This is a genomic window from Flammeovirga aprica JL-4 (assembly GCF_012844305.1).
GTDB classification, from domain to species: domain Bacteria; phylum Bacteroidota; class Bacteroidia; order Cytophagales; family Flammeovirgaceae; genus Flammeovirga; species Flammeovirga aprica.
The window spans coordinates 46,462-68,565 of the sequence record NZ_JABANE010000028.1 but is presented as its reverse complement, the minus strand read 5'-3'; the positions used below and the strand labels follow the sequence as shown (position 1 = coordinate 68,565).

19 protein-coding genes are annotated in these 22,104 nt (G+C 36.3%); 9 read left to right on the top strand and 10 right to left on the bottom strand.

Features of this window, described 5'->3' with window-relative positions; all coding sequences use genetic code 11:
• Positions 1-342: 342 nt before the first annotated feature.
• Positions 343-741 (top strand): hypothetical protein, encoded by a 399-nt coding sequence (locus HHU12_RS12320; protein ID WP_062618492.1) that lies wholly within the window; start codon positions 343-345, stop codon positions 739-741.
• 270 nt (positions 742-1,011) lie between these two features.
• Here HHU12_RS12320 and fbp read toward each other — a convergent pair whose 3' ends face one another.
• The 5 genes from fbp to HHU12_RS12295 all read right to left on the bottom strand — a co-directional run bounded on the left by fbp (position 1,012) and on the right by HHU12_RS12295 (position 6,840).
• Positions 1,012-2,046: a class 1 fructose-bisphosphatase gene (gene fbp, locus HHU12_RS12315; protein WP_169657045.1), complete on the bottom strand. Its 1,035-nt coding sequence runs from the start codon at positions 2,044-2,046 to the stop codon at positions 1,012-1,014.
• A 635-nt stretch (positions 2,047-2,681) separates the two neighbouring features.
• Positions 2,682-3,248 (bottom strand): LutC/YkgG family protein, encoded by a 567-nt coding sequence (locus tag HHU12_RS12310; RefSeq protein ID WP_169657044.1) that lies wholly within the window; start codon positions 3,246-3,248, stop codon positions 2,682-2,684.
• A gap of 1 nt (position 3,249) precedes the next feature.
• Positions 3,250-4,620 (bottom strand): lactate utilization protein B, encoded by a 1,371-nt coding sequence (locus HHU12_RS12305; protein WP_169657043.1) that lies wholly within the window; start codon positions 4,618-4,620, stop codon positions 3,250-3,252.
• Positions 4,604-5,377, bottom strand: a complete 774-nt coding sequence (locus tag HHU12_RS12300) for a (Fe-S)-binding protein (RefSeq protein ID WP_062618495.1) — start codon at positions 5,375-5,377, stop codon at positions 4,604-4,606. Before HHU12_RS12300 ends, HHU12_RS12305 begins: the two co-directional genes overlap by 17 nt.
• 461 nt (positions 5,378-5,838) lie before the next feature.
• Positions 5,839-6,840: a class II aldolase/adducin family protein gene (locus HHU12_RS12295; protein WP_205959873.1), complete on the bottom strand. Its 1,002-nt coding sequence runs from the start codon at positions 6,838-6,840 to the stop codon at positions 5,839-5,841.
• A gap of 87 nt (positions 6,841-6,927) precedes the next feature.
• On the opposite strand from HHU12_RS12295, the gene aldA reads away from it, so the two are divergent.
• The 8 genes from aldA (at position 6,928) to HHU12_RS12255 (ending at position 14,205) form a co-directional block, all read left to right on the top strand.
• Positions 6,928-8,394 (top strand): aldehyde dehydrogenase, encoded by a 1,467-nt coding sequence (gene aldA / locus HHU12_RS12290; RefSeq protein ID WP_169657042.1) that lies wholly within the window; start codon positions 6,928-6,930, stop codon positions 8,392-8,394.
• Positions 8,395-8,477: 83 nt separating this feature from the next.
• The gene (locus tag HHU12_RS12285) at positions 8,478-8,657 is read left to right on the top strand and encodes a hypothetical protein (protein ID WP_062618497.1); all 180 of its coding nucleotides are present in this window, start codon (positions 8,478-8,480) and stop codon (positions 8,655-8,657) included.
• Positions 8,658-8,877: 220 nt separating this feature from the next.
• Complete coding sequence (locus HHU12_RS12280; protein ID WP_169657041.1) at positions 8,878-10,038, top strand: DUF6786 family protein; 1,161 nt, start codon at positions 8,878-8,880, stop codon at positions 10,036-10,038.
• A gap of 424 nt (positions 10,039-10,462) precedes the next feature.
• Positions 10,463-11,377 carry a helix-turn-helix domain-containing protein gene (locus tag HHU12_RS12275; RefSeq protein ID WP_169657040.1) on the top strand — a complete coding sequence of 305 codons (915 nt, stop codon included), beginning with the start codon at positions 10,463-10,465 and terminating at the stop codon, positions 11,375-11,377.
• Between the two features lie 109 nt (positions 11,378-11,486).
• Positions 11,487-11,927: a nuclear transport factor 2 family protein gene (locus HHU12_RS12270; RefSeq protein ID WP_169657039.1), complete on the top strand. Its 441-nt coding sequence runs from the start codon at positions 11,487-11,489 to the stop codon at positions 11,925-11,927.
• 15 nt (positions 11,928-11,942) lie between these two features.
• Positions 11,943-12,350: a nuclear transport factor 2 family protein gene (locus tag HHU12_RS12265; protein ID WP_169657038.1), complete on the top strand. Its 408-nt coding sequence runs from the start codon at positions 11,943-11,945 to the stop codon at positions 12,348-12,350.
• A gap of 27 nt (positions 12,351-12,377) precedes the next feature.
• The gene (locus tag HHU12_RS12260; RefSeq protein ID WP_169657037.1) at positions 12,378-13,286 is read left to right on the top strand and encodes an alpha/beta hydrolase; all 909 of its coding nucleotides are present in this window, start codon (positions 12,378-12,380) and stop codon (positions 13,284-13,286) included.
• Positions 13,287-13,608: 322 nt separating this feature from the next.
• Complete coding sequence (locus HHU12_RS12255) at positions 13,609-14,205, top strand: hypothetical protein (RefSeq protein WP_169657036.1); 597 nt, start codon at positions 13,609-13,611, stop codon at positions 14,203-14,205.
• A gap of 153 nt (positions 14,206-14,358) precedes the next feature.
• Here the strand turns inward: HHU12_RS12255 and HHU12_RS12250 are convergent, their stop codons facing one another.
• The 5 genes from HHU12_RS12250 to HHU12_RS12230 all read right to left on the bottom strand — a co-directional run bounded on the left by HHU12_RS12250 (position 14,359) and on the right by HHU12_RS12230 (position 22,059).
• Positions 14,359-16,179: an arylsulfatase gene (locus HHU12_RS12250; protein ID WP_169657035.1), complete on the bottom strand. Its 1,821-nt coding sequence runs from the start codon at positions 16,177-16,179 to the stop codon at positions 14,359-14,361.
• A 118-nt stretch (positions 16,180-16,297) separates the two neighbouring features.
• Positions 16,298-17,638 carry an L-fucose:H+ symporter permease gene (gene fucP, locus HHU12_RS12245; RefSeq protein ID WP_169657034.1) on the bottom strand — a complete coding sequence of 447 codons (1,341 nt, stop codon included), beginning with the start codon at positions 17,636-17,638 and terminating at the stop codon, positions 16,298-16,300.
• A gap of 144 nt (positions 17,639-17,782) precedes the next feature.
• Complete coding sequence (locus tag HHU12_RS12240; RefSeq protein ID WP_169657033.1) at positions 17,783-18,670, bottom strand: T9SS type A sorting domain-containing protein; 888 nt, start codon at positions 18,668-18,670, stop codon at positions 17,783-17,785.
• A gap of 12 nt (positions 18,671-18,682) precedes the next feature.
• Positions 18,683-20,212 carry an SUMF1/EgtB/PvdO family nonheme iron enzyme gene (locus HHU12_RS12235; protein WP_169657032.1) on the bottom strand — a complete coding sequence of 510 codons (1,530 nt, stop codon included), beginning with the start codon at positions 20,210-20,212 and terminating at the stop codon, positions 18,683-18,685.
• Between the two features lie 26 nt (positions 20,213-20,238).
• Positions 20,239-22,059, bottom strand: a complete 1,821-nt coding sequence (locus tag HHU12_RS12230; RefSeq protein WP_169657031.1) for a hypothetical protein — start codon at positions 22,057-22,059, stop codon at positions 20,239-20,241.
• Positions 22,060-22,104: the final 45 nt, after the last annotated feature.

Below are 22,104 nucleotides of genomic sequence, written 5' to 3'. Positions count from 1 at the left end.
AATAACATCTCTTCTCCTTCAAAAGACTTTAAACACAATGTCTAACAAGATGTCCTTTACAGAATAAAATCAACGTGTTTAATATGAATTAAAAAATATAATTCTAAATAAATGTAAATAAATATTCTATTTCAGAATTATATTTTGAAAAATTCCATAAAAAGTGACCGTTTATGGACAAGTTGTTCAAATATGTAATAAAAACTATGTACCATTTACACTTAAAAGTTCAAAATAAACTCACAACTATCTGATTTACAGGTTTTTATTGACTTTTGGCAAGCCTTTAGTATAAGGTAAAGTGTATTTAATCGAATCAAAAAACAAAAAATATATATAGCCATGAAATCTTTAAAACAACTTTTAGTTATCGCGTTAGTTTCAATCATCTCTGTTTCTGCTTCATTCGCTAATCCTACTGACAATGAAGACAATGAGATTACAAAATTACGTGCTGCGGTTGAAAACGCTACAGCTACAGACTGGGCTGTTTATTCAGACGCTGCTGAAAGATGTATCGAATTGAAAGCGAACTTAAGCGAGGCTTATGTTTGGATTGAGAAATCTATCGCTATCAACGAAAATGCTGAGAACTTAGAGATCAAAGGAGATTACTTAGCATTGAACGGTGCAAAAGATATGGCAATCGAAGCTTACAACAAAGCGATCTTAGCAGGAATGCTTGCTGGAGACGATGTTGCTAAAGTTCAGAAGAAAGTCTTGAAAATGTCTCGTCGTTAATCACACAGACATTTATTGAATACGAAGTAACTGCGAATTACTACAAAGCCTTCAGGTGTAAACCTGAAGGCTTTTTTGTGTATTGATTATCTTGTCCCATGACTGGAAGTCATGGGCTTTTGGGAAGCTACCCCTCTTATCTACTTCTATAATAAAACGATCTAGAAACAGATAGACCAAATGTTATATTCATAATGTGAAAAATGTGATAGCTTCCCAAAAACCCATAATTTCAATTATGGGTCTACAAAACACCCAGTTTCTTATCTATTATTTTTTAAAACTAATCAGCTTCTGAACGTCTTCAAACTCATCTACCAATCCTTTTGAACCGACAATAATTGGGGTACGTTCGTGATATTCTGTAGGTTTGATATCCATAATTCTGATATCGCCATTTGTAGCACGCCCTTTTGCTTGTTCAGTAATGAAAGCTAAAGCGTGGCATTCATACATTAATCTTAATTTTCCTTTCGTATATTTTTCCGTGGCTGGATAAAGATAGACTCCTCCTTTCAATAAGTTTCTATGGAAATCACAAACCAAAGAACCTACATACCTTGTTCCTTTTTTCTTAGCTTTTAGTTCATAAAGATAGGTTTTCACATCTCTAGAAAATTCATCTTTGTCCCTTTCATTCACACTATAATATTCACCATCTTCTGGCTGTGTGATATTAGGGTGTGATAAAAAGTACTCTCCTAGTGAAGGTTCATAAGTAAAACCATTAACACCGCATCCTGTGGTATACACCAACATTGTTGATGATCCATATAAAATATAACCTGCCGCTACTTGTGCTGTTCCTGGTTGTAAGAAATCTTCTTTTGTAAATGGCTCTCCTTGAGGACTTACTCTCTTATAAATAGAAAAAATGGTGCCTACCGAAACATTGACATCAACGTTAGAAGATCCATCTAACGGATCAATCGCTACAACATATTTGCCATCATGATTTCCAGTTTCAATAATATCATCACTCTCTTCAGACAAGATGGCACAAACCTGCTGACCGTTCATTAATGCTTTTTTAAAACGGTATTCGGCAATCACATCCAACATTCTTTGAGGTTCCCCCTGAATATTTTCGTCTTCTGTCATCCCTTCTATCCCACTTAAGCCTGCTCTATTAATTTCTCTACTAATAATTTTAGAGGCAATCACTATATCTCTTAGTAATTGAGATAAGTCGCCAGTGGCATGAGGAAATTCGCTTTGTCTTTTTGCTATAAATCGGTCAACAGCAATCCCGACCGGTGACGTAAATGTGTCCAGGTTAGCTTTAGATTTTTCAGTGTAAATCATATTTGTGTAATTAGATAATAATCTAGTAAGTACTCTACTGAAATTAAGTTATCTCTAGTTTTCTATTTATTTTTTGTGAGTATGAAACTAAAAAGTGTATTAATAGTGGTTCTATTGAAAGTTTTTTAGATAAAATAATCGCAAAAAATAATGATAAATAGTATAAGTGAATTTTAGTGGAGTTCTTAAGTAAATACTTTAAAAATATCACAAGCAATTGCGGTAGTGTGAGTGTGTGACTTGTGATAAATGAAAGAAACTCAAAGCTTATAAAATCACTTTTACAAGTTATGAGATGTGTTATTTAGAATAGGTAGTTGATTAAATAGACTGTTCTGAACAGTGTTAAGCGGTAACATCACTTTTTATTGAGCAACAATGAGAAATCCTGGTTCCAGAGTGAATGTACAATTACCTGTTGTGATAATCGGAATCAGGAGTCAGTATGCCTTTCAAAGAGACGTTATCGCTTAATACTATTTTTAGTTAAGAGTTATGAGTTAAGAATTAAGGTAGTTCGTGATATAGAGCTTCAATTATCTAAAATTGATAAAGAATAACGGTATTGTCAGAATATCTAACCTCTACCCTCTTAACTCTTCATTCTTAACTCATAACTCTTCCCTCAATTCAGTCTATTTTTGTATGAATACTGTCAATGACTTGGCACCGTGGGCACCTTTTACCAATGACTGCTCAATATCTGCTGTTTTTGATGGACCTGAGATAAATACCCCATATCCGCTTTGTCTTGGTTCCACATAAGTGTAGGCCTCATGCATGTTCCAAACGACTTTTTGATAAGGCAAAACAATGATCAAATGGGAAGCAATTGCTGTCAGTGCTCTTTGTGTTAAAGCATCACCTTCCACCCAGATAGCTCCATTTTCTGCCACGCCCAATTCACCTTCAATGACAGAAAGGTTGAGGTCGGCCATTTCAGTGTTTTCCAACGTATCTGTATAACCCAGTTCTGGTATGGATGAATAAACTGGTCCTTCCTCTTCTTTGGATGCTACTAATTTTGATAACTCCGTTTTATCCTCACTGATAATCACTTCAACCCCTAATATCTCTAATGTTTCAAAGAAGAAGCTGTGTTTATCATCAGACAATCCTTCGAAAATAGGGACCATAGGCATGGCTTTAGAAGGAAGCTGAAGGTCTTTTATATTACCTAATATTTTTTCTTTTGCTGTCATTTTATGAATTGTTTTTCTTGTACCAATCATCAAATGTCTGTGTAGGAACAGGTAGTTCCCTTTTTAATCCCCAAGTGTTCAATGGATTATAAATCAGCACTCGTGGCCCTTTCAAGAAAGTATTGCCTACTTTCGTGATCATCTTAAACAACTTAGGATTACCCATGGCTTTCCCGGCCATTTTCATACTCATCTTTTTGGCTGGATCATAATTGGTTTCTTCCATGATGATCTGTCGCCACTTATAAAGCTGTGTATGTATATCGATTTTCACAGGACAAACATCACTGCAAGATCCACAAAGAGTGGAGGCAAACGGTAAAGAACTGTGCTTCTTTAAATCTTTTCCTGGAGATAAAATAGAACCGATCGGTCCTGGAATAGTGTAAGTATAACTATGACCGCCACTTCTTCTGTAGATCGGGCAAGTGTTCATACAAGCACCACAACGGATACAGTTTAGCGACTTTCTAAAGTCATCTCTTCCCAACTGTTCTGCTCTTCCATTATCCACCAATACAATATGCATTTCCTTACCTTCTTTTGACTTATGGAAATGTGAACTGTACGTAGTGATGGCCTGACCCGTAGCACTTCTTGCTAGTAATCTTAAGAAAATACCAAGATGCTCTACTTTAGGAATTACTTTTTCAATACCCATACAAGCAATATGAACTGGTGCCAAGTTGGCTCCCATATCCACGTTACCTTCATTGGTACAAACCACAAAACCACCTGATTCAGCGACTGCAAAGTTAACACCTGTAATAGCGGCATCTGCTTTCAAAAACTTATCTCTCAAGTGTTCTCTTGCTGCCCTTGTCAAGTAAGTAGGATCTGTAGCTCCCTTTTCAGTATTCAGGTGCTCATGGAACAGCTCTCCTACTTCCTCTTTTTTCTTATGGATGGCAGGCAATACAATATGACTTGGATGCTCTTTAGCTAATTGTACAATTCGCTCGCCCAAATCAGTATCTACTACATCAATATCATGCTTGTTGAGGTGAGGGTTCAAACCACATTCCTCCGTTAGCATAGACTTACTTTTCACAACGTTTTTCACATTGTGTTTTTGAAGAATAGACAATACAATTTCATTATGTTCCTTGGCATCTTTCGCCCAGTGAACATGAATGCCGTTGGCTTTGGCTTGCTCTTCAAATTGTAATAAATATTTATCTAAATGGGATAAAGTATGTGCTTTGATTTGAGAAGCAATTTCTCTCAACTCTTCCCATTCTGGAATACCGTGTGTGGCTTTGTCTCTTTTTTCACGGACAAACCATAGTGCTTTGTCGTGCCAAGAAACTCTTTCAGGGTTTTTATTGAATGCTTTCGCCCCTGATGGATGATTTTTATACTGCGTTGACATAAGCTTTTTCTTTATCAGTAGTGGTTGATTTTACTTCTGCGGCTAAAATTTCAGCCAAATGAATCACTTTGATAGGTAACTTTTCACGCTGAATAATTCCATCAAGATGCATCAAACATGACATATCTCCAGAAGTAATATATTCCGCTCCTGACTCGATATAGTCTTTTAATCTATCTGTACCCATACGTACTGAAATGTCTGGCTCTGATACACTAAAAGTACCACCAAAACCACAGCATTCATCTGCTCTTTTCGGTTGAATCAATGTCACTCCACTCACTTGTTTCACTAGCACATCTTGCTTAGAAACATCACAAGTTACTCTCTCTGAACATTGACCTAAACGCATTCCTCTCAAACCATGGCAACTTTTATGAATGGCCACTTTATGAGGAAACTCAGCTTGAAGCTCTTTTTCTTTCATTACATCATAAATGAACTCTGTCAGATCGAAAACTTTATCAATCATCGGTTCCATTATAGGATATAAATGCGCTCCATGCTCTCTTACGTGTAAGACACAACTTGCTGAAGGCCCAACAACGTAATCAAAATCTTTAAAATTGTCATAGAAGACTTTGAGTGCTTCCACTCCGTCTTTTTCACATCCTGAATTAGCCATTGGCTGACCACAGCATGTTTGACTCAATGGGTAGGTTACGTTTCCGTATTTCTGCAATAGCTTGAGTGTCGCTTTTGCAACTTCAGGATAGAACTGATTTATATAACAAGGTATGAATAATCCAATTTCCATAACTGTTGAACTAAAGGTTAGGGTGTAAGTTTAATCAAGTATCGAATTGTTGTTTCTATCTTTTGATAGTCAAGAGCTTGTCTGAAAATAATCTGTAAATTCAGAAGGTGGGGTTTTAATTTTCAATCACTGTATTTTTATTAAAAATCAACAACCTCACAACCCTAAAATAGAAAAATTTCAATTCTGAATTTCTATTCTAAAAATGTCCTGAGACATTCCATTTCATGATTTTATAGCAGAATAAACCTGCTTAAAAGTGTTTTGAAAAAGTATTGCCTGTTGTTACGCAGGCAATACTTCTAGTCATTCTGTTAAGCTAATTTTCCTTGAGTAATAATTTGAAAAAATTGATACTACTTCCTCAATTCCTACTTAACATGTACCTGTTTTTGTAGCCTAAAAAGTTGAATAATGTAATTTAAAAAATGAGTCACACTATTAACTAGCACACACTAAAATTATCTTCTGTTAATCACTTTTGCTTTCTTATAGAAATCATTTTGAAGCAACTCATCATCAGACCAGTTAGAACGCTTATCATACATTCCTAATTTCTCTCTGATGGCGATCATATCACGTGCTTTTTCGATACCTACACAAGAAATTTCAGGAGAAACTGTAGTAGCTACTGCAACTGTTTGGCAGATTGCTTCTACGTTTTCCATTTTCCAGTAAGCATCTTCAATATGACTACCCCATACAATCACACCGTGATTTTCCATCAATACTGCTTGGTGATCGATCGCTGTTTCACCGATTACTTCAGCGTTTTCTGGTGAACCTGGCGTTTCATATTTTGCTAATCCCATTTGACCTAAGAAAATATCAGCCTCTGGAATTACACCTGTTGGAGGTACAATAGAAGCAATAGCAAAGGCAGTACCATGAGGAGGGTGAGCATGCACACAAGCTTTAGCTGTAGGCATTCTTCTCATGATCGCTAAGTGCGTCATTACTTCACTTGTTCTTGGACGAAGACCTGCTTTTTGGTTACCGTCCATATCTACTAGGCAGATATCTTTTGGCTTCATTACTCCTTTAGAAATCAACGTTGGCGTACATAAAACTAAGTTATCACCAACTCTAACAGTGATATTACCACCATTACCATCTACATAACCTTTTTGCCATAAACGCTTACCAGCGAAACAGATCGCTTTCTTCAGTTTCTTGATCGGCTTTGAGTTAAAGAATAACTCTACCTCTTCTCTAGTGATAGGGTCATTTCCTTTCTCCCAATTATATTCTAATTGAGGCAGCTCTGGAGTGATTTTCCAGTTACTTCCTTCTTGTATATCTTTCTTTGACTTCTTTACTTTCTTTATTGGTGCAACTGCATTCATTTCTTCAATTGTTTCGTTGTCTGTTTTTAAATTATACCCAAACTTAACGGGATTAAAACAGGAAACTATCCTTGGGTTTCCTGCACAAAAAGCAGGAAAGTGCAGGACATTTATCATAAAATATAGTCGTAACTAGCAGTAAGTTCAGGAACAATGAACATCCAAACATTGAATTATTACACATATTTTTAGACAATAAACACTATGTCAAACTACTCTTATGACGTTGGGACAGACGTAAAAACTTACCAACAATATATCGCGGGATCTTTTTTCTCTACAGCAGACCATATCGAAGTTTTAAACCCTTGTAATGAGGAAGTAATTGCACTTGCTCCAAGAGGTACTAGAGAAGATGCAGATAAAGCTGTAGCTGCAGCAAAGGCTGCTCAACCAAAATGGGGATTATTGCCCGCACCAACAAGAGCTGAGTATTTAAAGAAAATGGCACAGGTGATCAGAGAGAACCGTGTATTTTTAGCAGAGACTTTAGCAACTGAGCAGGCGAAGGTAATGGGGTTAGCACAGGTTGAGATTGACGTAACAGCTGTTTATTTTGATTACTATGCTGGTATGGCGAGATCATATGAGGGTGAAATTATCCAAAGTGACCGTCCAAACGAGCAAATGATGTTACATAAATTACCTATCGGTGTTGCTGTAGGTATTTGCCCTTGGAACTTCCCATTCTTCGTAATGGCACGTAAAATTGCTCCTTCTTTATTGACAGGTAATGCATGTGTGGTGAAGATCAGTGAGGAAACTCCAATGGTTTGTTTAGAATTCGCCCGTTTAATCGAAAACATCGGTTTACCAAACGGTATTTTAAGTATCATCACAGGATACGGTCATGAAGTAGGACAAGCGCTTTCTGAAAACCCTGATGTTGGTATTATCAGTTTGACAGGTTCTGTAGGAGCAGGTCAGAAAGTGATGGAAGCTGCAGCTAAAAACATTACAAAAGTATCATTAGAATTAGGTGGTAAAGCGCCTGCTATTGTATGTAAAGATGCTGACTTGGATCTTGCTGTGAAAGCAATTGTTGCTTCAAGAGTGATCTTCAGTGGCCAAGTTTGTAACTGTGCTGAAAGAGTATATGTGGAGGAAGAAGTGTATGAGGAATTCATGACAAAATTACTTCCTGCCATGAAAGCTGTACGTGTAGGTGATGCCCGCACTGATGATAAGGCGGATATGAGTGCTCAAATCAACAAAACACAATTGTTGAAAATTGACGAGATGGTGAAGAGAGCAAAAGAGCAGGGTGGTGAAGTATTATTAGGTGGTAGAATTTCATCTCAATTCGATAAAGGTTACTACTACGAGCCAACTGTGATTACAAATGTAGAACAAGATCACGACGTGATGCAAAATGAAACATTTGGTCCGGTACTTCCAGTAATGAAAGTTTCTTCATTCGACCAAGCAATCGACTTTGCAAACGACAGTGAGTATGGATTGACTTCTTCTATTTATACAAACGACATTAATAAAATTCTTCGTGCAACTAAAGAATTGTTGTTCGGTGAAACGTATGTAAACCGTGAAAACTTCGAGGCGATTCAAGGATTCCACGCTGGATTTAGAAAATCTGGTATCGGTGGAGCTGACGGTAAGCATGGTTTAGAGGAGTACTTACAAACTAAAGTAATGTATATCCAACAAAATTAGTTTTGATAAAGCGTTTGGGGTATGTCCTAGGATATGCTTCAAACTCTTTACCCCTATTTTTTTAACTGATAAATAATACTATTATGACACTTTCAATCCAAAAAAACATCGACGAGCAAGAGATCATTAAATCAATACTTCAAAATGATTTAAAAAAGAAAAAGTGGCTCAAGGCATCAAAATGGCTAAAAACACAAATGATCAAATGGGAAATTGAAAACAATAATGCTGAATTTTCTTCATTGGTCTTCACCGAAAAATAATCTTCTTTCTTATGAAGGAAACGGGAAGTGCTAAGTTTCACACAAGCTTGTGCTTTTCACACTAACACTAACAAACAAGTATCAAATTTACACACGAATATATAACATTAAAACTCTTCATCTCTTATGATAGAGTTTTTTCTCTTTTAAAATAAATATGGAAATAGCTCACATTAAACACTGAAAACAAATGAATTATTTTAAGAAAATTATATTTATTATGAGTTTAACAGCTTCATTAGGTTGCGACAAAGAGGAAAAATTACAAGAGGGGTCTTTTGGGTATGATGTCGCATTTTTAGAGCAACATCAATCTACCATTGTATTAGAAAATAGCACTGGAAAAAGTCAAGTGGCTATTGTTCCAGCTTACCAAGGACGCATCATGTCGAGTTCCGCACAAGGAAGTCAAGGTAACAGTTATGGTTGGTTGAACTATGAGGCAATTGCTTCAGATCAGCTTCAAGATAAAATTAATATCTATGGAGGCGAAGATCGTTTTTGGTTAGGTCCTGAAGGTGGTCAGTATTCTATTTTCTTCGACCCGAAGACAGAATTTACGTTTGACAACTGGCGTACACCAAAAGAAATTGATACAGAAGGTTTTGAGGTGATCTCTCAAACTTCATCAAAAGCAGTATTTGAAAAGGAAATGAACCTGACGAATTACTCGGGTTTTCCTTTCCACATCTTGGTCAACCGTGAAGTAAGCATCTTCGAAAAAGCAGAAATCGAGCAAAAATTAGCCCTCGATTTTTCAGATATGGATGTTGATTTTGTAGGTTTTGAATCGGTCAATAAAATCAAAAATATAGGTGAGCAAGCATGGGATAAGGAAACAGGCCTGCTTTCTGTTTGGATTTTGGGGATGTTTATGCCTTCTGATGAAACCGTGATTATGGTACCTTTCAAATCCGCACCTGCTTACCAAAGCTATTTTGGTGCTATTCCTTCAGATAAATTGAAGGTAAATGATGAACTGATCTTATTCAAGGGAGATGGTACACACAGAGGAAAAATCGGTTTGAGACCGGAAAATACGATTCCCCTTTTGGGAAGTTATGATGCTGAAAAAGAAGTATTGACTGTGGTACAATTCAGCTTCAACAATGATAAAGATTATGTGAACTCATTGTGGGAACTTCAAGACGAACCTTACGCAGGGGATGCTGTCAATACTTACAATGATGGTCCGTTGGAAAATGGTGATCAAATGGGTCCTTTCTATGAGTTGGAATCTTCTTCTCCGGCAAAGGCATTAGAAGTAAATGAGTCAGTCACTCATCATCATGTGACTTATCATTTTGAAGGAAACAAAGAAGATTTAAATAAAATCAGTTTGAAACTGTTTAAATCAGACCTTGAGGGTCTGAAAATTTAGAGCATGTTTGAAACATCTCTTTTAGTAAAAATTCACCCTTTCAGAACGTGAGTTTATTAATTTCATCAACTATAGAACCACTATTTTCTCTGAAATTAATTTCCTCACAACCTAAAATGGAAAATTTTTACTCCTAAAATATATATTCCAAACATGCTCTTAAGCAGTAGAAAACATAAAGAATTTCACGTCGGATTTTTAGCTCAACTCTAATTTTTGGAGTTGGGCTTTTTTGGTTTTTATAGATTAGTTTTTGTAAAATTATAGATCATTTATGTAGAAGTGTAGTCTGCTATGCTAATACTTTATTAGAAAATAGGTAACAGCATTCTCTATTTCGTGGAAAGCGTAGCAGGCTACGCTACTACAGGAGGTATTGCTTTCAAAAAATCTGTTCTTGATATAAACATCATATATAAATTCCTTGAACCACTTCAAAACCATCTCAGAATATTGCCAAGCTATACAGATAGCTACTCCAAAACACCCTCATTTCGACATTCGTAATTTTGAGGATAACATGGGAAAAGTCATCGAAAGTATGCCTCCTTTCCGTCATGAATTTTATTCTATTGCCATCAAGGCAGATGGGGGTGGAAAAGCGATTTCTGGTCATCATGCCGATTTTCCAAATGGAGTGACAGTCTTTTTTAATTCTCCCTTTCAGATTCTTTCATGGGAAATAGTGCCGGATTGGACGGGGTATTATATTATTCTTTCTCAAGATTTTTTAGCTTCCTCTCACTATTTTGATCGCTTATTGGATGATTTCCCTTTTCTAAAAATTGATGAGTCTATTCCCTTTGAGATTGATGAAACAGATCTGCCTGAAATATTAGGCATCTATGAACGAATTCATAAGGAATATTATAGTGATCATGAAGATAAATTTCAGTTTATACAGGTATATGTATTGCAACTTTTGAATCAGATAAAAAGACTGTTTCAAAAAAATGTCAATACTAAAGATGCTGATGAGCAAATCCGCTCTGCTGACTTGAAATTACTTTCACGCTTTCAGAAATTAATCAAAACAAGCTTCTACCCTGATGCAAAACTGGAAACCTTTGCCAACTTGCATTCACCTTCCTATTATGCGGGATTACTCAATATTCACCCTAATCACTTGAATGCCGTAGTGAAATCCATCACAGGGAAAACGGCATTGAACCATATCCACAATCATATTTTGAAACTCGCCAAAGCAGAATTACTTCAAACAGAGAAAAATGTGAAGGAAATTGCTTACGGTCTTCACTTTGAATCTCCGAATAATTTCAGTGCTTTCTTCAAGAAGAATACCCAAATGACACCTGGTGCTTATAGAAAAAGTAAGTAATCTTTGAAATTTATACTTCTTGCTTTGAAACGAAAAATTCATTCATAACAATCCTAACGACATTTGTATTGTTCAAAAGATAAAACAATAACCTTAAATGTCGTCACTTATGAATTTTGCTGAAAAAGCTGTTACACAACTCTTTATCGCTACAGATCAACAGGACTGGGATAAAATCGAAAAGATATTTGATGATCAAGTAGTACTTGATTATTCGAGTATGAACGGAAATCCGGCCACAACTTTAAGTCCTCAGGCTATTACAGATGCATGGAAAGGAATTCTTCCTGGCTTTACACATACGCATCATCAATTAGGAAATATAATTTCCATTATTGAAGGCGGAACTGCTGAAGTTTTCTGTTACGGTACTGCCACGCATTATTTAGAAGATGAAGGTGGGAATGTGTGGACAGTTGTCGGTACGTATGATTTTGAGTTAGAATTGAAAGAGGAAGAATGGAAAGTGACGAAAATGAAATTCAATTTTAAATATCAGGATGGGAATACTTCTCTTCCACAAAAAGCCATCGAAAAAGTAACTCAATAAATTATCTATCAAGAAATGAAAGAAAATACAATTGCTTTTTTAAAAGCACTCGAAGAAAAAGATGTCTCAAAAGTAGTAGCTCTATTTACAGAAGATGGTGTGCATTCTAATCCTTATCACTCTGGTTTATTCCCTGAAGGAGCAAAAGGGCGTGAAGCAATCAAAGCGTATTGGGAACCTGTTTTTCCAAACTTTGAGCAGATGCTTTTTCCTATTGAAGAACTTCATGTGATGGAGGCATCAAGAATGATTTTCGTGAAATTCAAAGGGAGAATTGAGTTGAAAGGTAATGCTGGGTGGTATGAAAATGACTACTACGCCACTTTCAAATTCAATGAGGACAACCTTATCACGGAGTATGTAGAAATCTTCAACCCTATAGTAGCAGCGAAAGGTTTTGGCTTGCTAGATCAAATTAAATAATAACAAAAACACAAGAGACTTATAACTATGAAAAAGATTAATTTTAAAAGCGAAGGATTCAATTTAGCAGGCCATTTATTTTTCCCTGCAGATTTCAAAGAAGGAACACAATACCCTGCCATTGTAGTATCAGGAAGCTGGACTACTGTCAAAGAACAAATGGCAGGATTGTATGCTGAAAAGTTTACTGAGAATGGATTTATTACCCTGGCATTTGATTTTAGAAACTATGGGGAAAGCGAAGGTGAACCTAGATTCTGGGAAAACCCTGAAATGAAAGTGATAGATATCAAGAATGCGGTTTCTTATTTACAGAGCCTTTCAGAAGTGGATAGTGAAAGAATTGGTGCTTTTGCCGTTTGTGCAGGCTCTATGTACACCTTAATGGCTGCTTCTGAAGACAATAGAATCAAAGCTGTAGTTACGGCCGCTTCATGGCTTCATGATGCTGAAGCGGTGAAGTTATTTTATGGAGGCGAAGAAGGTGTGAATACTAAAATTGAAGCTGCACGTAAAGCTAAAGAAAAGTTTGCCAAAGAAGGTGTTGTAGAATACATTGAAACTATTTCAACTACAAATACTGCTGCCGCAATGTATGGTAATTATGATTATTATCTAAATCCTGAACGAGGTGGAGTTGCAGAGTGGAGCAATGACAAGTTTGCTGTGATGAGCTGGGAAGATTGGTTGACTTTAGACCCAATGCCTTATGCTCCAAAACTTCAGGCACCTACATTAATGATTCATTCTGATGGCTGTGTGTTGCCACAATACACCAAAAATTTCTTTGAGAAAATTGCTACTGATAATAAGGAATTAATGTGGCTAGATACAGAATTGGAGTCTCCTATTCAACAATTCAATTTCTATGATCAAGAAGAGGAAGTAGGTTTGGCAATTGCTAAAGGAAGTGATTGGTTTAAGGCAAAATTGTAATAATTTTATTAAAAATCGGGAGATTTCTAGTGATCTATAGACACGGATGACGCTATCGCTTAACATCCGCGCCATTGGCTAAGTACCTCTAGCGCAAATGTTAATCGATAGCGTCATTTGTGCTTTAAAGATCATAAGAAGTCTCTGACTTCTACAATAAAGAATCAGTAACTATTCTTTTAAACAAAATACTTATAAAATAGCACAATAGACATATCATTTATAAATAATCCATTATTTCATAAACAATCACAATCCATTTCAGTTCTCTTGTGGAATGCTCACATCGCAACTACTCTTTTCTAACTAAAAGTCTAATCTGATGAAAACTATCGTTTTACAACTCATTGCCTTATTCCTTATCTCCTCATGCACAACTACAAAAACGGCACTTGTAGTACCTGCTAACAACAGTATTGAAATTGATTACCCTTCTATGGATGTCTTTAGAGCCAGCATCAAAAATGGCGGCGATGATGTAGGGATTGCCGTATTATCCAAATCTACAGAACAGCAAATTAGAGGTTTTGGCCTGGCACCGAGAGCCAATGCTGATGTGATGGTAGAAAGAGAAAACAAATTGACCATCAAAAATGAACTCGATCATCCTGTGAGTGTCAAATTACAGATCACTAAAGAAAGTAGAGCGGTTTTCCAAAAAGAAGGAGAATATGTGAGTTTTACTTTGAGAAATAAAAGTGCACAATCCATTCCTTTGATTATCCCCACAGTAATGAACCCCAACCTTTCCCCCTTTTCTAAAAGCGGCGTGGATTTGAAGATGGGGCAAGAAATTCTTTTTAGAGTTAAAGGCCGTAATTACAACCTTCTTACTGTAGATAACAATATTAATAATGGGGATGAGATTGATGTCGCTGACCTTCTAAGAAATAGAAAAAGAGAATTAAACCTAGATTAAATAATCTATTTTCCCATTAAGCAATCACACCTAAGCAAAAAAGACTACCACACAAAAATGTGGTAGTCTAAAACACTTTTTCAAAACACCTTCATTTAATGTTGGCAAAACTAAATAAGGTGTGTTATACTAATTAATAGAAATTTACTGCGATTATATAGTTTCCGTTTTCCCTTCCACATAAATATAGAATGCGTTCGTTTCTGTTTCGTCTTCGGTTGTAAACCATGCGGTCAACTCAGCATTACCCTTTGTCATTTTAGCTTCTATTGTTGCAGATGGCAATGTATTATCAACATCTACTGAATATATCTTTTCACCTACTTTAAGGTGTGCTTTTTTAAATTGGATTGCTTTTCCGTTAATTCGTTTATCCTTTGATTTTGTAGCCGGATAAGCATCTTCAATTGAAGCACCTAACGCCAATCCACTTTCCTCAGGCCATCTGCTTAAATCAAATTTATAAGCTCCGTCTTTTGTAAAGTTGACTAAAAGTTTTGCAGGCTTCATTGTATTTCCTTTACGGATCAAACTTTGATTCCAAGGTGGGTTAACTCCTAATTCTGTATGAGCATCATGGCAAGTCAACACATCTACTGAGTCTACCCCTAAGTTGATGATAGAGTATTTTGTTTCCTTAATCATGTTATCCCACCAAGTGTTATAGAATTCATCCATTGCTGCTACTTTGTCAGGATATTGAGTGGCAATATCATTGGTCTGCCCTGGATCTTCTGAAATATTGTACAATGCTTTTCCATCGATCAATCTCCAGTCACCTTGCATCACACAGCTTTGCTTTCCTTTTTTGGGCCATGGAAGACGCTGTGTATCTACCACCAACATACGGTCTTCTGGCTTTTCTTCTTTTTGAAGGTAAGTGCTCACATCTAAACCGTCCATTTCTTTTACCGGTTTGAAATCAATACCGGCAAATGTTGTCAGCGTAGGTAATAAATCTACGTGAGCAATCAACTCATTCAATTGTTTACCTCCCGTAAGTTTACCATTTGGCCATCGGATGATAAATGGAACTCTGTGTCCTCCATCATAGTGACTTGCCTTTGTACCTCTCATACCAGCATTGTAACCGTAATATTCTTTTGTCTTTCTGTTTTGCTTATACCCTGCCGCTGTACCATTGTCTGAAGTGAAGATGACGATTGTATTATCAGCAATTTTCAATTCATCTAACTTTGCTAATAGTACTTTGAAGTTGTCATCAATATTAGAGATCATACCATAAAACCTTTTTTGAGGTTCTAGTAACTTTTTCTCGTCTGCATACTTTTGATAGTACTCATCAGGTACATTGTAAGGGCCATGAGGGGCGTTTAAACTTAAGTAAGTAAAAAACGGCTTGTCTTTATTGTCTTCAATAAATTTGATGGCTTCGCTAAACCATACGTCTGTACAATAACCTTCTTGCTTTTCTGGTACTCCGTTTCTAAAATAAGTGTCATCAAAGTAGTCATTGTTCCAGTAGTCAGGCGTTTGCCCGATACCTCCACCACCATGATAGAAGGTCACATCAAAACCTTTATCATGCGGTCTGAAAGGGTGGTTATCTCCCAAATGCCATTTACCAAACATTGCGGTACTATAACCATTTTGCTTGAAAACCTCTGGCATTGCCAACTCATCACCGTTGAGCATAGAAGCACCCTTGATTGTATGCCACACACCATTTCTGTTAGGATTTCTCCCGGTCATCATTGCACCTCTTGTGGGTGCACAAGTAGTCGATACATGGTAATTGGTTAGGTTGATGGCCTGCGTTGAAAAGTTATCAATTGCAGGTGTCTGGATAATTTTATTTCCATTAAATCCCAAATCACCATATCCTTGATCATCTGTGATTACAATAATCACGTTCGGTTTGTTTGTTGTCTCTTCCTGCTGACTCACTTTTTGACATGATGTCAAAACCATGAAATAAGTCAAAGCAAGAAGGATAGTATATTTTGTTTTCATAAAAATTAAAAAATTACTAATGGGTTTGAATGAGGTAAGAGGGAAGAATTAAGAGTTAAGATGGTTCGTGTTGAAGAGTATATATCTTCATTCTTAACTCTTAATTCTTAACTCAATTTTATTTGTTGGCAAATCTTCTGTAGCCAAATAAAGCGATCATACAGAAACATACAAATGGAATTAGGAAAGAGAAATTCACTCCGTCCAATCCCATAATTTTGTCCTGATCGATTAAGGCTCCTTGCATTGGAGGCATTAACGCACCGCCTACAATGGCCATCACCAAACCTGCCGCACCAAACTCTTTATCGTGTTCTAAATTTTCTAAAGTAATTCCGTAAATGGTAGGAAACATCAATGACATAAATGCTGAAGTAGCAACCAAAGCGTAAAGTCCCGTTTGTCCTCCTACAAATACTGTAATACCTATGGTTGTCATACCACCTAGTGCAAAAACGGCTAGCAATAAAGCTGAATTTACATATTTCATCATGGCTGTGGCCACAAATCTACAAAGTAAGAACGTTACCATTGCTACGATATTCAAGCTTTGTGCATCTGCTTTTGTGTATCCGATGTTTTCAGCATATTGAATGATAAATGTCCAGCACATAATCTGCGCACCTACATAAAACACCTGTGCTAAAACACCTTCTCTATAGATATTATTTTTTACCAATCTGCTTAAAGTCGCCTTTAAGTTGAATTGCTCATCTTCCTTGTTGTTTGGAATTTTTGTGATCGCAATTACAATCGTCATCACAATTACTACAATACCCAATAATGCGTAAGGGTCTCTGATAATCATTAAATCGTGCATCTTGATCGCTTGTTTCTCTGCTACGCCTAACGTCGTATAAATTAACGACCCATCCGTTGCTTTTTCGGCTGACTGTAATTGTGATAAGATAAACTGCTGTGCCACAAACATACCTGTGATTGACCCGATAGGGTTGAAAGATTGTGCAAGGTTTAATCTTCTAGTTGATGTTGATTTCGTTCCCAGTGATAAGATCAGTGGATTGGCAGTAGTCTCTAAAAATGCCAAACCAAAAGTCAGGATATAAAGGGAAATTAAAAAGAAGCCAAATAGCTGGAATTGTGCCGCCGGAATAAATAATAAGCATCCTGTTGCATACAACCCTAAGCCTATTAGAATTACAGATTTATATGAATATTTTTTGATCAGAATCGCCGCCGGCAATGCCATTGTGAAATATCCACCATAAAAAGCAAACTGTACTAATGATGCTTTAAAAGTTGTGATTTCCATTACTGTCTGGAAAGCCGAAACCATAGGGTTTGTGATATCATTCGCAAATCCCCAAAGGGCAAATAAACTTGATATCAGAATGAAAGGCACAAGGTATTTTTTTTCTACCACCTGCTCTTTCTCGGGCGTAATTTTCTGTTCAAAACTCTCTTGAGTTTCTACGTGATCGGTCAATAATTCATTCATTTCTAAAGTGCGTAAAAGTGTTTTTGTAATTTGTACTTCTGAGTAGATTGATCAAAAATTGTATACCGTAAAAGTAGTAAAAGCAATACAGGAAAGTTTCCTTGGGTTTCCTGCTAAGTGGCGGTTTTAAGTATCTCAAATCTTTCATTTTCTAACCATAATTACACTTTTTTCCATTGATTTCAAAATATAAATCCCCTTTGGACCATGTACTAGTTTTAATGTCATCTGGTCCGATAATGAGGAAGTTACATCATAGGATATTTCTTTACCATCTATAGAAAACACTCTTAATTTTGAGTGATATTTTTCATCTAGTAATAGTGTTAATTGATCCGTAAAAGGATTAGGATAGGCTACTAATTCTCTTTCATTTTCTAAATTATTTGTAATAATAACGATAGAAGAATAACTGTACTGACCATCAAAATCCGTTTGTTTTAACCTGTAATAAGCAATTCCATTCAGAGGTTTTTCATCATCAAAATGATAATTTAAAGACTGATAAGAATTCCCTGCCCCTTTCACTTCTTTCAAAGCTTCCCAATTACGTTGGTCAGTACTTCTTTCTACAGTGAAAAAATCATTATTGAGTTCAGTAAGAGTACTCCATTCAAGCCTTACTATTTGCTCTACTTTTATCCCTCTGAAATAACTCAGTTCAATAGGCAACTCAAACCCTTCATCCAGCATTAAGGTGCTTGAGCTATAACCTAATGCGGCTCCACCTGTATAAATGGAAAATAGGTCTAAAGGAGTATTTTCATTGACCACTACCAGTTCATTACCGGCACTTCCACCACCTCCATAAATCAAGGCCATTCCTGATGCAATCCCTTCATCTATTACCTGTGATTGACTTCCAATGCCTTGCCCGCCTCCGTAAATAAGAGGCAGACTGATGGCACTTTCTGTAATCACAACATTTCCAAAGCCATTTCCTCCTCCTCCTTGATAGATATTTTGAGCTTTTAAATTCAAAGCAAAAAGAACTAAAAAGGGAAGAAGTATTTTATCTTTTATGGTATCCATAACCTGTTTTTTTTAAGGTGCAGTTCTTACTCCTCTTCCACCACCGTAACCATTTCCACCGTTATAAAACGCCGCGTAGGTTCGAGCAGATGTATACATAAAGGTTTCAATTGTCCTGAAACCACCTCCTCTTTGTCCTAGCCCTTTATCTCCTGTTTCTGAGGTATCATTCGGGTCTGAAATAGTATATGGGCCTGGCCAGTTTTCTGTATTATGGTTTCCTGCGTTATCCAAGGCACCATCACCATGAATACCAGTATATGCTCTTCCATCAGCATGTGCTACAGATACACATGTTTCAAAAATATTTCCTCCCATATCCATAATACCATAATAAGTAGCACCAGCAGTCACTCTTCCTGTCGAACTTGCGTGGTCTGCAAAAATTCCCACTCTAGTAGGGCTATTGATATTATCTTTTGTGATGGTGTAATAATTTGCATTTCCTGCAGTTGTAGAATATCCAGTTGAAATCACTTCGTTTTCTGTTCCTCCACTCGAAATCTCCAAAATATCTGTGACTACATCTGCTGTCCCCCAAGGGTACTCCAATCCGACAGCAGGAAGTGTGCCTCTACATGCTTTCTCAAACTCAAGTTCTGTCATAGGACGCAACGCAGCCCAATCCAGATAAGATAAAAGATTATTAGCAGTCATAAAACCCTGTGGCACACTTGGTGTGGAAGAAGAATAGGTATCTCCTGATTTCTCTAAATTATTCCTGTAAAGGACAAATGAATTAATATGACATTCTACCAACTGCCCTGATGATAATGTATTGAGGAAATCAGCATATTGGGACTGTGTAATTTCATATTTCATACAATAAAAAGCTTGATAACCTTTAGGATAGTCGGCAGGCAAAGTACCGTCTTGAAGTGTACCTGATAAATTAGACGTATTATAATACAGATTACCTGCAGTAGTACCAATCGTAATTGCATCTTCAGAGCCAACGGTATAGGGAATATTTCTTTGAATTGTACCTACTCCATTTTCATAATACATATGGAAAGAGTAACTCTCATTATCAGGCGTTCCAAGGTAAAATTGTCCAGTAGGTACATACACCATTTCTATCCCAAAAATTTGTACTTCAAAGGTATCGTTATCCCCTTGATTGTCTTTTCCGTATTCCCATTGCAAAGTCACATCATAAGAAGCATCCCCTTGACTTTTTTCGATTGCACTATATAAAAACACTCCTTTTGAAACACCTGTCCCTGTATCATCACTGCTTTCGATAATTCCTCCAGAGGCAGAATGTCCCGAATCAAACGTCAAGGAGGCGTGTTGCCAGTAATCGTGATTCAAATTTCTGAATTTCACAAAAAGCCAAACGGCATCCCAGTTGTTTTGCCCTCCATTCACTCTCCATGAGTTTTTCCAACTTACAGTAAAGTTGATAGGAACAGTTTTGGTCAACGCATTACGTGTACCAATAGCAGGATCACTTACTGTGATATTAAGATCGTTGGCATGGGTGAGTTGAAATAAGAACCCTTGCCCGAATAGTAGTAAAGTAAATAATAATCTTTTCATTCAAGTACTGCTTAAGTGTGTAATTTTTAAAATTCAAAAGGCTGTAGTAGCTGACCTTTCACCTCTCCTTCTTTATAAGAGGCATGTCTCCTTCTTGATAATTCCTCTGCTTCCATTTCTATTTCTTCCCAAATAGAATAGTTTTGACTACCGAGAATTCGAGCTATTTCTTTTTTATATTTCTTGTTAGTTTTTGCTCTTTTTTGGCTTAAGCTTGATGATGTAATTTGATGCTCTTTCAATGTGTTTATATTCTCCATCACTTTAGTTCTCACTGCTTCTTTATAAGCTTGCTGTTGTTTTTGAGTGAGTAAAAACCGCATCGTGTTTTGTCTTACTACAGGGTCAACTGCTAAATCAATAATTTGATCTAAATACTTCTGATCTTGATTTGTGTAAGTATTAATTAAAAAGTTATAACGGTAGGCTTTATCTTTTATCGGTGTTGTTCCAGTGACTGTATATACCTTCTTATTTTCTCTTTTCACTTCAGCAGTCACTACACCATTAGGAATATCTACATAAAAATTATTCATCCCTTTTTGGGCCTTACCTACAAACTGTTTATTACAGTACACATCACCTTCAGAGGTTAAATAAGTAACAATTTCTACCTTATCCATCTCCTCTTTTTTAGCATGCCTCTCTGTTATGATCAAGTTCAGTTGAGACTTTACTTCAGTAGTTGTTTTTGTAGTATTGTAAGCCAATAAAAGTATTTCATCTTCACTGATTTCATTATTTTTCCATTTGTCTTTATAGTGTTTTAATAAAACAGTGAAGCCAAAACCATGATTTAGTTCAGGTGCAATAAAATTCCCTTTCTTTAAATTATTCCATGAGTTTAAACTGATCATCTGCGCATCAAATTTCACAGCATTTTCAAGTTCACCTCTAAACGTCCCAGTCTGTTTATTGGCTGAAATCACCAAATCATGAGGTTTGTTCTTTCTGTACATAAATTGACTTTCTTGCGCCGATAAAAACTGTACATAAGGTTTATTGTGTTTTTTTGCCAGTGAAGGAATAATCTCATCTACTGTACTGTTGTTGACATGAATATTCCAGATTCCAGCGTATTTTGATAATACTTTATTGATATAATTCTTGCTTCTTGGAAATCGAGTCTGATAAATATATTCTAAAGGTTCATTGATAAATTTTTCAATTGAAACCAACGCTGAATCAACGGTTTCTACATAACTCAAATCATTTTCTATTTTGGTTTGAATAGTACCATATGACACATTTGAGATATTTAATTCATCAATAATTGATTCCGTATTTCCAGTCAGCGTGATAATTTCTCCTCTTTCTGACCTCAACCACTTCGCACTATAAGTCGTATTTTCCAATGCGTATTTTAATTGCATTTTCATCATATCCATCATCTGATCCTGCTTAACTGAAGCTGGGTGATGGAAGTCTAGGTAGAGTGAAAAATTAAAATCTATATTCTCTTCATTGGCTACTCTATGATAAGCCTCTATGATCCTTGAAAGTACTTTTAAATCACTAAAAGGAGTATACCTGATTACAAATTGAAAGCCATCTACTCCACATGCTTGTGCTGACAACATCTCAAATTTCACCGCATCATCTATGTATAAGGGGTTGGTAATTTCTGAGATCAATGGTAAATAAGTAGCTTCTGTGGTATGCACGCCTATTTCTTTATTGACGTAATTCGAATACTGAAAGAATCCAAACCAAGGTGATTGTGCACTGTATAAAGAATAAGGATGATTTAATGCCATGACAAGCTTCTCTGGAAAAACTTGTGATGGTTGTGCTTTAGTCATTACTCCCAATAAGAAGAAAGGAATAGCGAATAATAGTGATTTCATTATTTATAACTTTTGGAATAGTGAATCAAAAAATGAGATGATATG

What these genes read in the sequence shown, in the direction of transcription:
- HHU12_RS12320 (WP_062618492.1), top strand. Translation starts at nt 343, where the DNA reads ATGAAATCTTTAAAACAACTTTTAGTTATCGCGTTAGTTTCAATCATC.
- fbp (WP_169657045.1), bottom strand. Translation starts at nt 2,046, where the DNA reads ATGATTTACACTGAAAAATCTAAAGCTAACCTGGACACATTTACGTCA.
- HHU12_RS12310 (WP_169657044.1), bottom strand. Translation starts at nt 3,248, where the DNA reads ATGACAGCAAAAGAAAAAATATTAGGTAATATAAAAGACCTTCAGCTT.
- HHU12_RS12305 (WP_169657043.1), bottom strand. Translation starts at nt 4,620, where the DNA reads ATGTCAACGCAGTATAAAAATCATCCATCAGGGGCGAAAGCATTCAAT.
- HHU12_RS12300 (WP_062618495.1), bottom strand. Translation starts at nt 5,377, where the DNA reads ATGGAAATTGGATTATTCATACCTTGTTATATAAATCAGTTCTATCCT.
- HHU12_RS12295 (WP_205959873.1), bottom strand. Translation starts at nt 6,840, where the DNA reads ATGATAAATGTCCTGCACTTTCCTGCTTTTTGTGCAGGAAACCCAAGG.
- aldA (WP_169657042.1), top strand. Translation starts at nt 6,928, where the DNA reads ATGTCAAACTACTCTTATGACGTTGGGACAGACGTAAAAACTTACCAA.
- HHU12_RS12285 (WP_062618497.1), top strand. Translation starts at nt 8,478, where the DNA reads ATGACACTTTCAATCCAAAAAAACATCGACGAGCAAGAGATCATTAAA.
- HHU12_RS12280 (WP_169657041.1), top strand. Translation starts at nt 8,878, where the DNA reads ATGAGTTTAACAGCTTCATTAGGTTGCGACAAAGAGGAAAAATTACAA.
- HHU12_RS12270 (WP_169657039.1), top strand. Translation starts at nt 11,487, where the DNA reads ATGAATTTTGCTGAAAAAGCTGTTACACAACTCTTTATCGCTACAGAT.
- HHU12_RS12265 (WP_169657038.1), top strand. Translation starts at nt 11,943, where the DNA reads ATGAAAGAAAATACAATTGCTTTTTTAAAAGCACTCGAAGAAAAAGAT.
- HHU12_RS12260 (WP_169657037.1), top strand. Translation starts at nt 12,378, where the DNA reads ATGAAAAAGATTAATTTTAAAAGCGAAGGATTCAATTTAGCAGGCCAT.
- HHU12_RS12255 (WP_169657036.1), top strand. Translation starts at nt 13,609, where the DNA reads ATGAAAACTATCGTTTTACAACTCATTGCCTTATTCCTTATCTCCTCA.
- HHU12_RS12250 (WP_169657035.1), bottom strand. Translation starts at nt 16,179, where the DNA reads ATGAAAACAAAATATACTATCCTTCTTGCTTTGACTTATTTCATGGTT.
- fucP (WP_169657034.1), bottom strand. Translation starts at nt 17,638, where the DNA reads ATGAATGAATTATTGACCGATCACGTAGAAACTCAAGAGAGTTTTGAA.
- HHU12_RS12240 (WP_169657033.1), bottom strand. Translation starts at nt 18,670, where the DNA reads ATGGATACCATAAAAGATAAAATACTTCTTCCCTTTTTAGTTCTTTTT.
- HHU12_RS12235 (WP_169657032.1), bottom strand. Translation starts at nt 20,212, where the DNA reads ATGAAAAGATTATTATTTACTTTACTACTATTCGGGCAAGGGTTCTTA.
- HHU12_RS12230 (WP_169657031.1), bottom strand. Translation starts at nt 22,059, where the DNA reads ATGAAATCACTATTATTCGCTATTCCTTTCTTCTTATTGGGAGTAATG.